The 8,413-nt window shown below is 39.0% G+C and carries 23 protein-coding genes; 2 read left to right on the forward strand and 21 right to left on the reverse strand.

Annotated elements, in window-relative coordinates; genetic code table 11:
* Positions 1 to 7: 7 nt before the first annotated feature.
* The 18 genes from N8N51_RS04395 to N8N51_RS04480 form a co-directional block, all read right to left on the reverse strand.
* On the reverse strand, positions 8 to 472 hold the full coding sequence (locus tag N8N51_RS04395; protein WP_261103648.1) for a hypothetical protein: 465 nt from the start codon (positions 470 to 472) through the stop codon (positions 8 to 10).
* Complete coding sequence (locus N8N51_RS04400) at positions 454 to 819, reverse strand: helix-turn-helix domain-containing protein (RefSeq protein ID WP_261103649.1); 366 nt, start codon at positions 817 to 819, stop codon at positions 454 to 456. Before N8N51_RS04400 ends, N8N51_RS04395 begins: the two co-directional genes overlap by 19 nt.
* The gene (locus tag N8N51_RS04405) at positions 798 to 1,049 is read right to left on the reverse strand and encodes a hypothetical protein (RefSeq protein ID WP_261103650.1); all 252 of its coding nucleotides are present in this window, start codon (positions 1,047 to 1,049) and stop codon (positions 798 to 800) included. The genes N8N51_RS04400 and N8N51_RS04405 overlap by 22 nt, the downstream gene beginning before the upstream one ends.
* Positions 1,049 to 1,309 (reverse strand): DUF1372 family protein, encoded by a 261-nt coding sequence (locus N8N51_RS04410; protein WP_261103651.1) that lies wholly within the window; start codon positions 1,307 to 1,309, stop codon positions 1,049 to 1,051. The genes N8N51_RS04405 and N8N51_RS04410 overlap by 1 nt, the downstream gene beginning before the upstream one ends.
* Positions 1,306 to 1,647 carry an HNH endonuclease gene (locus N8N51_RS04415; protein WP_024056616.1) on the reverse strand — a complete coding sequence of 114 codons (342 nt, stop codon included), beginning with the start codon at positions 1,645 to 1,647 and terminating at the stop codon, positions 1,306 to 1,308. The genes N8N51_RS04410 and N8N51_RS04415 overlap by 4 nt, the downstream gene beginning before the upstream one ends.
* On the reverse strand, positions 1,644 to 1,904 hold the full coding sequence (locus N8N51_RS04420) for a hypothetical protein (protein ID WP_024056617.1): 261 nt from the start codon (positions 1,902 to 1,904) through the stop codon (positions 1,644 to 1,646). Before N8N51_RS04420 ends, N8N51_RS04415 begins: the two co-directional genes overlap by 4 nt.
* Entirely contained in the window at positions 1,904 to 2,062 is a 159-nt protein-coding gene (locus N8N51_RS04425; RefSeq protein ID WP_261103653.1) for a hypothetical protein, read from the reverse strand. Before N8N51_RS04425 ends, N8N51_RS04420 begins: the two co-directional genes overlap by 1 nt.
* The gene (locus N8N51_RS04430; protein ID WP_261103654.1) at positions 2,059 to 2,814 is read right to left on the reverse strand and encodes a DUF1642 domain-containing protein; all 756 of its coding nucleotides are present in this window, start codon (positions 2,812 to 2,814) and stop codon (positions 2,059 to 2,061) included. The genes N8N51_RS04425 and N8N51_RS04430 overlap by 4 nt, the downstream gene beginning before the upstream one ends.
* Positions 2,807 to 3,133: a hypothetical protein gene (locus N8N51_RS04435; protein WP_261103655.1), complete on the reverse strand. Its 327-nt coding sequence runs from the start codon at positions 3,131 to 3,133 to the stop codon at positions 2,807 to 2,809. Before N8N51_RS04435 ends, N8N51_RS04430 begins: the two co-directional genes overlap by 8 nt.
* 170 nt (positions 3,134 to 3,303) lie before the next feature.
* Positions 3,304 to 3,468 (reverse strand): hypothetical protein, encoded by a 165-nt coding sequence (locus tag N8N51_RS04440; protein ID WP_261103656.1) that lies wholly within the window; start codon positions 3,466 to 3,468, stop codon positions 3,304 to 3,306.
* 15 nt (positions 3,469 to 3,483) lie between these two features.
* Entirely contained in the window at positions 3,484 to 3,879 is a 396-nt protein-coding gene (gene ssb / locus N8N51_RS04445) for a single-stranded DNA-binding protein (protein WP_261103657.1), read from the reverse strand.
* A gap of 86 nt (positions 3,880 to 3,965) precedes the next feature.
* Positions 3,966 to 4,193 carry a hypothetical protein gene (locus N8N51_RS04450; protein WP_261103658.1) on the reverse strand — a complete coding sequence of 76 codons (228 nt, stop codon included), beginning with the start codon at positions 4,191 to 4,193 and terminating at the stop codon, positions 3,966 to 3,968.
* On the reverse strand, positions 4,193 to 4,387 hold the full coding sequence (locus N8N51_RS04455) for a hypothetical protein (protein ID WP_261144626.1): 195 nt from the start codon (positions 4,385 to 4,387) through the stop codon (positions 4,193 to 4,195). Before N8N51_RS04455 ends, N8N51_RS04450 begins: the two co-directional genes overlap by 1 nt.
* Complete coding sequence (locus tag N8N51_RS04460; protein ID WP_261103660.1) at positions 4,387 to 5,268, reverse strand: phage replisome organizer N-terminal domain-containing protein; 882 nt, start codon at positions 5,266 to 5,268, stop codon at positions 4,387 to 4,389. The genes N8N51_RS04455 and N8N51_RS04460 overlap by 1 nt, the downstream gene beginning before the upstream one ends.
* Positions 5,259 to 5,558, reverse strand: a complete 300-nt coding sequence (locus tag N8N51_RS04465; RefSeq protein ID WP_390897318.1) for a hypothetical protein — start codon at positions 5,556 to 5,558, stop codon at positions 5,259 to 5,261. The genes N8N51_RS04460 and N8N51_RS04465 overlap by 10 nt, the downstream gene beginning before the upstream one ends.
* A gap of 12 nt (positions 5,559 to 5,570) precedes the next feature.
* Entirely contained in the window at positions 5,571 to 5,882 is a 312-nt protein-coding gene (locus N8N51_RS04470; protein WP_261103661.1) for a hypothetical protein, read from the reverse strand.
* Positions 5,883 to 5,895: 13 nt separating this feature from the next.
* Positions 5,896 to 6,180, reverse strand: coding sequence for a helix-turn-helix domain-containing protein (locus N8N51_RS04475; RefSeq protein ID WP_261103662.1), 285 nt, complete (start codon positions 6,178 to 6,180; stop codon positions 5,896 to 5,898).
* 80 nt (positions 6,181 to 6,260) lie between these two features.
* Entirely contained in the window at positions 6,261 to 6,404 is a 144-nt protein-coding gene (locus tag N8N51_RS04480) for a hypothetical protein (RefSeq protein WP_167747524.1), read from the reverse strand.
* A 117-nt stretch (positions 6,405 to 6,521) separates the two neighbouring features.
* On the opposite strand from N8N51_RS04480, the gene N8N51_RS04485 reads away from it, so the two are divergent.
* The gene (locus N8N51_RS04485; RefSeq protein WP_261079562.1) at positions 6,522 to 6,992 is read left to right on the forward strand and encodes a hypothetical protein; all 471 of its coding nucleotides are present in this window, start codon (positions 6,522 to 6,524) and stop codon (positions 6,990 to 6,992) included.
* Here the strand turns inward: N8N51_RS04485 and N8N51_RS04490 are convergent.
* The 3 genes from N8N51_RS04490 to N8N51_RS04500 are packed head-to-tail and all read right to left on the reverse strand — an operon-like array spanning position 6,975 to position 8,024.
* The gene (locus N8N51_RS04490) at positions 6,975 to 7,145 is read right to left on the reverse strand and encodes a hypothetical protein (protein WP_261079561.1); all 171 of its coding nucleotides are present in this window, start codon (positions 7,143 to 7,145) and stop codon (positions 6,975 to 6,977) included. The genes N8N51_RS04485 and N8N51_RS04490 overlap by 18 nt on opposite strands.
* 5 nt (positions 7,146 to 7,150) lie before the next feature.
* Positions 7,151 to 7,303 (reverse strand): hypothetical protein, encoded by a 153-nt coding sequence (locus N8N51_RS04495; RefSeq protein WP_261103663.1) that lies wholly within the window; start codon positions 7,301 to 7,303, stop codon positions 7,151 to 7,153.
* 10 nt (positions 7,304 to 7,313) lie between these two features.
* Entirely contained in the window at positions 7,314 to 8,024 is a 711-nt protein-coding gene (locus N8N51_RS04500; protein ID WP_261103664.1) for an ORF6C domain-containing protein, read from the reverse strand.
* Between the two features lie 53 nt (positions 8,025 to 8,077).
* Here N8N51_RS04500 and N8N51_RS04505 point away from each other — a divergent pair.
* The coding region (locus N8N51_RS04505) for a hypothetical protein (protein WP_261103666.1) at positions 8,078 to 8,413 on the forward strand (336 nt) is incomplete at its 3' end.

Here is an 8,413-nt window from a genome sequence, read left to right on the forward strand (position 1 = left end):
GACAATTTTACATGAACAATAACTTTGCAAGTGTATCAAGAATGACTTCACGTCTTCTGTAAATCTGCTTACTATGCCTGTATAGATACCCAGTGTCACCATTCTCCATAATATGCCAAACTTGAATCCAATCATATCTAGTATGTTCTCCCCATCTCAAATGAAAGATTTTTTTATCATCAGGTTCAAGTGCGTCAAGTAGTTTTGAAATTGCTGTTTGAAAGTTTTCCAGTCTTAAAACCATCGGATCGCTTGCATAAGCAACCGCTAGATTCTCCGACCTGTTGACGAATGTTCCGCCTCCACTTGCACCAGTATCATCAATACCAGGAACAGTTAGATGTTTCACTTCGTACAATCTTTCTAATTCATGCCTACGCTGACCAATAAGTTTATCAATCTTCAGGTATTTATCATCGAGTTCAAACTCAAGATAATCTCTCCGTGATTTTGTTAAATTCTTTTTGCCCAAACCTTACCTCCCATATATCTTTTAGTTTTGACCCACTTGATAATCTTACCATCGTTATTGTTGTTGAAATAATCTGGCAATCTTGCTGTTGGGCTTTCTTTGTAGACCACTTTTTCGACTACCTGTATTCCAGGCATCATTTCATCATCTATCCACCCAACAAGCCACGCAGGGTTTACATCATAGGTTTTAGCAATCATTTCAATTTGCTTAATCGACGGATATCCACCCCGTTCGTACAAATGAATTGTATTTTGGGAAACACCTGTTTCTTTTGCCATCTGTCCTACAGAGAGACATAGGTCCTCTCTAAGTTCTTTCAGTCTTAGCTGCATCTTGCTCTCCATTTCCTAGTATTAGCCTTTATGAACTCAGCCTGCTCTTGCATCTGCTTCCATTCGTAATCCATGATAATTTCAAGTTGATTATTACAAAGGGCTTTTAAGAAATCATTTTGAGCTTCTAGTTTCTCAATATCCTTATAGGCCCTTTTATACAGTTCATCTTCCAGAAATCTAATGCGCTCTGCCATCGCTTCTTGAATGATGATGTAAGTTGGTTTCTTGTACTTTGCCATCACAATATTACCTCATCTCCTATTTTAAGAGATTCATAGTTTGTTTGAGTAACTACGAATATTCCGTAATTTTTCACTGTGATAGTGTACATGTCGCCAATCTTCTCCTTTTGTAAGACTCTGCCTTTGATTTCTGCGCCTTTGTTATCAGCTTTATAGATGACAATCGGACGCTTTGCTTCTAGTTTTTTAATGTGGATACTCTGCCAGATATTCAATCCAGCAGATAGCAGAATCCAAATAGCTATGAATCGTTTCATGTCTCCTCCTCAAAATAAAATTTACCATTAAAAGGCTTGATTTCAATAATTCCATAATCTAACCCAAGTCTTGCTATAAACGGCTTACTGATTCTCTCGTGCAAGGTAGACATCTGCTCTCTGAATTCTTCTAACAGAAAAGTAGATTTATAGAAATTGCATTTATAACAAGCAGGCATATAGTTTTCAAAACTATCTTCTCCGCCTCGATAGTGAGGGTGTAAATGATCCACTCTCAAAGTTTTCAAGTCCAAAACCTTGCCACAATAAGCACAGTGACCGCCGTATTTATCTAAAACTTTTTGTCTAGTGGCTTTAGATATGCTTTTTCGTTTCATTCTGTGACCTCATTTCTCAATTCAAAACCAATTCCATATAAGAGCAAATCATTTTGAAAGTCAACGAATGCTTCAATCATCTCAGCTTCTTGAAAGTCGTATTCCTCAACCGTACTTAAGAAATCATCAATATCATTTCTTTGTACACTTCCGTATTCTGTCTTTGTGTGTTCCATGGCTTGTTCATAGCCATCAACATCAATTGTGTAGTAGATTTTGCCACCTGAATAATCATATTTGTAATTCTTGATTACCATCACTCCACCTCCTCTTTTAATTTAACCGCAATCTCTAAGTAAAAGCTTTGATCAGGTATCTCCAGCATAGCTGTAGTGGTTTTACCGTCAGACTCAACGATAATTTCTCCGATTGCCGAAACTAAGTCTCCAATTGTGCTATTTAGAGTAAGGCTCATCCTTCTACCTCCTCAATCTCAATCCCTGGGCAATCGAATACCCAGCCGAAACCATACGAAACTACTTCCTTTTTCGTGAGTTTATAGCACTTTTCTGAAAAATTAGTCCCTTTTGTAAAAAGGAGTACTACGGGAGAAAAATGTCCGTATTTATCTACTAAGTCAGCATTTTGATTGACGAGATATAAGTGCCCGTCGTTTCGGTTTAGAAGTGTAATTTTGTATTTCTTCTCTTTCTCGTTCTCGTTCTCGACCTCGTAGCCGAAAATCCAAGCGAGTGCGAATATGTTTTTATTTTCGCCTAAATAGAACCACTTTGTAGTTTTTTTGTTTTTTGCAGAAACTACAAAGCACATCGAAGCCAGTAAGTCCCAACCTTTTAATCTACTTTCCTCGATATATTCCGCCACAAACGGCGGAACTTTAGCTTTATTCAACTCACATCGAATCTTATCAGCATCCTTCAATTGACTAGCAACCCATGCTCCCTCAAGTTTTCCTTGTTCGTAACCGCTGCGATATTTCATCGAACCGTAGTCGTCCCCTAATTCTTTAAGGATGTCATTGAGCCATCTAGTCTGTGTCGTCGGATCAAACCCTCTGATTCGACGAACGACATCTTTTAACTTGAACGGCAACGGTTCTGGTTCGTCTAAAGATCGTAAGTCTTTCAAAACTAAATCAACCGAGGTCATTTTTTTCTTGCTAGCTTTAAATTTTTCATATCGTTCAATCAATTGCTGCTTATTCATCTTCGCTTCCTCCATAAATCAAATAAACTGCAATAACTAACTGAGACATGCTTGGCGCATAGCCAACCCAATCATCAAACTCCTTAGATTTTGGCAACCAATCCTTGGTAGCTCCCAAATCATAGTCTGTAGGTTTTTCATCTGCGAAGATACAATCCATCACTCCTATAAACGTCATTCCATCTTCCGCCATTTCCCAGAAATAGTCCGCACGTTCTTTCACCGCTTGTGGTAAATCTTGCTTGGGAGGTTTAGGTTTTCCATCTTCTACCGACCAGCCGTATACTCCATTAACTTTTTTCTTTAAATCTTCCATCATCTTCTAACTCCTTTATTCTCTTCTTCTAGTTTTTCACTTTCTTTTTAAGCAAGTCTCTTTCCTCAGACCTGCTAAAAGCAAGCGATTTGACACACGGCTCAGATAGTTCAACTATCCTTGCCTCAGTCTGCTCGATTGTTCGTTTCAGTCCGTCAATTACTGTCTGTTTGTCATAATTCATCTTCTAAAAATCTTTCAATATCTTCTCTGTAAGAGACTTTCGCTAGACCGTCCAAGTCGTTCAGGGCTTCAATGTAGTCTGGACGACCTTGCCCATACTGCTTTTTCAAAAACTCAACAAAGAGATGAATTTCCTGATAGCTTACTCCAATCATATTTCTTACCTCCCACTAAAACGGCAAACCATCCTCATCAAATGCACTTCCTGGCATTTGTTCCTCAATGTTCGAACGGTTAGCTGTATCATCACGTTTTTCAAGTCGATCAAAACTCTCTGCGACTACCTCGGTCAGATAGACCCTGTGCCCCTCCTGATTCTCATAGTTCCTTGTCTGGATACGACCAGTCACACCGACAAGATTACCCTTCTTGCACCATTCCGCAAACAACTCTGCCTGCTTGCGCCACATCATGCAGTTGATGAAGTCCGCCTCTCGCTCGCCATTTGCTCCCTTGAAGTTCCGATTGACTGCCAGAGTAAAAGTCGCAACCGCCACATTTGACGGCGTATATTTTAATTCAGGGTCTTTCGTCAAGCGCCCCACTAACGTAACGTTATTGATCATCTTTCTTCTCCTTTCTTGCTGCACGTTCCCCGACTAAATAGCCGAGAAATAGCCACAGAATAGCCATTCCAAATTCTTTAAAAAGTTCAATCATTTTCTTCTCCTTCTGAAAAAGTCGCTAAATAGTAACAATCCTTAGCACCGTAGTCAAACCGTGTCGTCCGCTGACCAATGTGCTTCTGAAATCTTGGATGAGTGATAGCCGAGAAGGCCCATTGATGATCCTCCATCTGCTCAATGAGATCATCGACATTGTTAAACGTTCCAAGGTAAAACTTACAGTGCCCGTTGTAGACGAAGTAGAGATTTATCATCACTCCACCTCAACCGGGTAGAAGTTCCCAAAGGAACCCCTCAACGCCTTACCAACCTGTAAGGCTGCCGCCCGAGAAACAAACCGCAAGGCTTTCTTCTCCTCAGAACATGAAATGTCCAAACCAGTCACACCGATAACAGCGGACATCAGAAAGGGCTTATCCTCTCTTGTACCATGTCTTAAAATAAACATCAGCCACCTCCATTCTCAAGCCTTTCAAGTAATTCACGTTTCCGTTTTTCAAGCTCTTCCTTGACCTCCTCGCTCGTGGTATTCACATAGTTAGGTTGTGACCATTCAGGAACATTTGATTTTTGATTCCCTGACTGATCCTTGATTTTACTTTCTTTGTACGCTCGCTCACGTTCATCGACTGCTGCAATCGTCAAAACTCCATCGTTTTTCCAATTCGTCAAAATCGCTCTGATATAACTAAAATTCCTTTTACCATTGTCAGCAGCAAGACCAATTGCTTTCAGGACAACTTTCGCTTCCATTCCATCAAAAGTGATGAACTCTTTCAAGATTTCAAATTGAGTTCCATCCAACGGAGCAATACGAGATTGATATTCTTCCACGATGAGCTCGACTGGATTTTTATCTTTCTCTATATCTTTCTCTATATCTTTCTCTATATCTTTCTCTTTCTCTATATCTATATCTCCGTTGCAAGTTGTTGCAATCGTGTTGCAATGCAACCCCTTTAACTCTCTGTGCTTGCGACTCCTACGAGTACTCGCAGTTTCGCTCCCGACCATCTCAGGAACCTGCTCCAAAAAATAATCTCGGTCGGATTTTTTGGTTAGCAGGCCTTTACTCTCTAAGAAAATCAATGTAATTTTAATATCTTCAACGTTTTCATCAATAACAAGAGCAATTTCCTCGGCTAAATTATCAGCCAATCCATCGTAGTAAATATGCCCTCCATCTTCCAAGCTAATTAACATCATTTTGAGATAAATGATGGTATGTGTATCTCCACCAGCAATCTTTCGAAGTAGTTTCATCTCCTTTGACTTAAAAAAGTCTTGGGCAAGTTGGATCCAGAAATACCGCTTGTTTTTTAACGCCATAATCTCATACCCCACTTCCTACGGTTCGCACGGTATTTCATCCGCATATCCTCATAAATGTGCATACCCTCTAGCGCCATCTTCTCAACCTTCAGCAGCTTATTTTCAGAGACCACATCACGGTAGTCCTTGGCTAGTTTTTCATAGTCGGTTAGGTATTCTTTGATGAGTGATATTTTTCTATTCTCGTCCTCTAAATATATTTCAAAGTCAGACTTTTCTTCATCAGACGACATCATTTCAATATTCACTCTCTCATGCCACAACAGCCATTCAATCAATTCTTCCATTTCCTGGCCTCCTCACTTTAAGATGTGCATAGGTTCTGGCAAAGCTAACGGCTCTGGACGCAATCCTTGAGGCGGTTCATTATCAAATGTGAATCCATGGAACTCTCTGCGAATGTTCTTGCGAATTTCTTGGCGTTCAATCGAACGTCCCATTTCAAGCAATTCATTACAAGCTCTAATCACTTGCGTGTCCTGTTCCTCTTGAAGTCGTCTCTCCTCTTCTTCGCGTTTTTCTCGCAATTTGATATGACGGCAAGCCGCTGCAAATCCAATCAGCAAGCCTCCTACCCCCATTAATTGATTTAAAATTGGTGGTTCAAACATTTTTTAATCTCCTTTATTGTGCTAACTGACTTTGAAACCGAAGTACATCGTTCATGTCATATAAATACTTACCGCCTTTAGCATTTTGCTGGTAGCGGAATTTTCCTGCGTCTCTAAAATCTTCAATTTTCTTACGACCCCAACCTGTTTTCTCTTGGACATCTTTGATTGAAGCCCAGTTCGTACCTCTTGATACTCGTAATTTAGCTTCATTCATAGCTTTCACATTCAACTGGACAAGTTCTTCCAGCAGTTCATTTTTGAAATCTTCTCCAAATAATTCCAAAGCCATTGGCATTTCCCTCTCTTTCATGTTATAATCATGTTGAATATTTAAGTATGCGCCTGATTTCCGTCAGGTGCTTTTTTGCGTTGTTGTCAAACTGTCTTACTTTCCATAGCCCTGAGTTCAATCTCATGGCTGACTTGTCTAAATAGCTTCTCACATGCTATTTTAGCTTCTCTGTACGTTGTAGATTCGCTGATGAAGTAATCAGCAAGTTCAATGATTTTATCTTCCATCAATACCTCCTATATCAGTCTCAAGACTGATGTGATTCCTTCCCAAATTGCTATAATATTCTTAACTAGGACCTCTCGCGTTTTAGTCAAAAATTCAATAGAAATGAGGAGAAGAGAATGAATCTCAATCAAATTCGTATTTTAGAAGCTTGTCATAAATTTTTAATTGGTCTTACGGAATTTAAGGATGAATTACAAAATGATTCCCTCGTCTACCGATTCCAAGATAAAAATATTACCTTTGTAACCTATCAAGAATACAGGAATTTATCATTTATCGATTTCAAATTAAAACATGATTATCTAGATGATTCTATAACCTATTTAGATGATAGAGAAGAATTGATAAGTGTATTCCCAAGTGAGCACGAACTAAGAGCTTTGAACAGAATGTCCGATTTAGAACAAGCTCGTATTCAGATTTTTAAACTACTATCACAAGCTAATCTTGAAATACTAACTGAAAAAAATTCAAATGCAAAAAAAGATTATTTTGGTTACCAGTTCCGTAATCTCGAAACAAAAGAATCATATCCAATTTATTTGTTTCCAGAAAATGCTAATTTTGAACTAGTTGCCATCATTTGATAGGATATCTGCTTCAAAACGAAACCAATTCAGCTTATGAGCAAGTTCTTCAAGCTCATGAGCTTTTTCATTAAACATTTTGACAAGATCGTTAAATTGATCCATATTCGTAACATTTACTTTCACTTCAAGGTTCATTGAATTTTTAGCCATTCTTCTTACCTACTTTCTTTATCTAAAATTTTTCCAAATATATTTTTCGCTTGTATATTTCCAGTATTAATCTTATTGATATTCAATACCAACTCAGGGTCTGTCTTTACAAAGGTGGACTCTTTTTTTCCACTATACGGATATCGTCTTGGTCTCATTTTTCCCTCCCTACGCTTGACTAAAAGCGTTCAGTTCCATAATCTTCATCTTGGTATTTGTGCTTGGCTCCCAAGTCATCCAGTAAGCAAGAGCAGCTTCCGCAAACTTCTTCGGTAGCAAGTCATAGCGACTGATGTTGAAGTGGTCTTTGAAATCAATCTCAGCTTGTCTAAATACTGACTGAGCAAAAATCTTATCCACATAAGCTGGACTATCAATACCGCCCAAGCAAGCCACGACACGAGCCTTACGCTTCTTCAGGAGCGATTGAGCATAGCTTGGGTGAATTGGCTGTTCGTTTTTTAGATAGTCGATATCTTCAATCATGCTAGCTTGTTGCTCACGCAATTTCTTCTGGCCAGTGAATAAAGCAATGAAGGCATCCTCGTCCAAATCTTCACGGATGAAACCGCCCTGCTTACGAATAGCTGGCAAGACCTCTGATGTCACCCAACGCTTGAACTCTTTGGCTTGAGGTAACTTGCTGGACAAGATAAGAGAGTAGAGACCAGATTCGTTGATGATCAACATATCCTGTGTTCCACCACTAGTAGGGATGCCCTGTTTTAGGGCGTCCTCTTCATCAACGTGAAGAGCAATCGCATTTCTAGCCTTGCTATATCCTAGGATGTCTGCGACATCTTTCCCGACGAACCAAGGCTCGTCATCAATTATCAAAGTACGGACTTCCTGCCCGTGAAAATTAAAAATTTCGTTCATAGTATTCCTTTCTAAATTTGGTATAATGAAATAAAAACGATTGGAGAAATCTTATGAAATATCAAGCTCTTATTCAACCTGTAATTAGTATCATTCTTGCAATAATCTCAGGGTTATGGTCATATGTCGCATCAAAAGCTAACAATAAAGCTGAGATTGAAAAACAAGCTAAAGAACATTCACATATTGTTGAAAAACTCGAAAGAGAATTTCAACATCAGATAGATACTCTAAAACAGCAACATGCCTTTGACCTTGAAAAAGTCAAACAAGCTCATGAATTACGGTTGCAAGAACTTGAGAAGGTATCTCAGCTTGATACTGAAACTGATAAGTCTATGAAGGTGAATGACCTTACCTACAAAGTTTTGACAGGCGAGGTTGATTTC

Source organism: Streptococcus mitis (assembly GCF_946188685.1).
GTDB classification, from domain to species: domain Bacteria; phylum Bacillota; class Bacilli; order Lactobacillales; family Streptococcaceae; genus Streptococcus; species Streptococcus mitis_CC.

Coding starts and splice junctions, on each gene's coding strand:
- N8N51_RS04500 (WP_261103664.1), bottom strand. CDS start 8,024: ATGAACGAAATTTTTAATTTTCACGGGCAGGAAGTCCGTACTTTGATA.
- N8N51_RS04490 (WP_261079561.1), bottom strand. CDS start 7,145: ATGGCTAAAAATTCAATGAACCTTGAAGTGAAAGTAAATGTTACGAAT.
- N8N51_RS04440 (WP_261103656.1), bottom strand. CDS start 3,468: ATGATTGGAGTAAGCTATCAGGAAATTCATCTCTTTGTTGAGTTTTTG.
- N8N51_RS04425 (WP_261103653.1), bottom strand. CDS start 2,062: ATGAGCCTTACTCTAAATAGCACAATTGGAGACTTAGTTTCGGCAATC.
- N8N51_RS04420 (WP_024056617.1), bottom strand. CDS start 1,904: ATGGTAATCAAGAATTACAAATATGATTATTCAGGTGGCAAAATCTAC.
- N8N51_RS04485 (WP_261079562.1), top strand. CDS start 6,522: ATGAATCTCAATCAAATTCGTATTTTAGAAGCTTGTCATAAATTTTTA.
- N8N51_RS04470 (WP_261103661.1), bottom strand. CDS start 5,882: ATGTTTGAACCACCAATTTTAAATCAATTAATGGGGGTAGGAGGCTTG.
- N8N51_RS04435 (WP_261103655.1), bottom strand. CDS start 3,133: ATGATGGAAGATTTAAAGAAAAAAGTTAATGGAGTATACGGCTGGTCG.
- N8N51_RS04480 (WP_167747524.1), bottom strand. CDS start 6,404: ATGGAAGATAAAATCATTGAACTTGCTGATTACTTCATCAGCGAATCT.
- N8N51_RS04410 (WP_261103651.1), bottom strand. CDS start 1,309: ATGAAACGATTCATAGCTATTTGGATTCTGCTATCTGCTGGATTGAAT.
- N8N51_RS04430 (WP_261103654.1), bottom strand. CDS start 2,814: ATGAATAAGCAGCAATTGATTGAACGATATGAAAAATTTAAAGCTAGC.
- ssb (WP_261103657.1), bottom strand. CDS start 3,879: ATGATCAATAACGTTACGTTAGTGGGGCGCTTGACGAAAGACCCTGAA.
- N8N51_RS04400 (WP_261103649.1), bottom strand. CDS start 819: ATGGAGAGCAAGATGCAGCTAAGACTGAAAGAACTTAGAGAGGACCTA.
- N8N51_RS04460 (WP_261103660.1), bottom strand. CDS start 5,268: ATGGCGTTAAAAAACAAGCGGTATTTCTGGATCCAACTTGCCCAAGAC.
- N8N51_RS04415 (WP_024056616.1), bottom strand. CDS start 1,647: ATGAAACGAAAAAGCATATCTAAAGCCACTAGACAAAAAGTTTTAGAT.
- N8N51_RS04465 (WP_390897318.1), bottom strand. CDS start 5,558: ATGGAAGAATTGATTGAATGGCTGTTGTGGCATGAGAGAGTGAATATT.
- N8N51_RS04475 (WP_261103662.1), bottom strand. CDS start 6,180: ATGCCAATGGCTTTGGAATTATTTGGAGAAGATTTCAAAAATGAACTG.
- N8N51_RS04495 (WP_261103663.1), bottom strand. CDS start 7,303: ATGAGACCAAGACGATATCCGTATAGTGGAAAAAAAGAGTCCACCTTT.
- N8N51_RS04450 (WP_261103658.1), bottom strand. CDS start 4,193: ATGATAAATCTCTACTTCGTCTACAACGGGCACTGTAAGTTTTACCTT.
- N8N51_RS04455 (WP_261144626.1), bottom strand. CDS start 4,387: ATGTTTATTTTAAGACATGGTACAAGAGAGGATAAGCCCTTTCTGATG.
- N8N51_RS04405 (WP_261103650.1), bottom strand. CDS start 1,049: ATGGCAAAGTACAAGAAACCAACTTACATCATCATTCAAGAAGCGATG.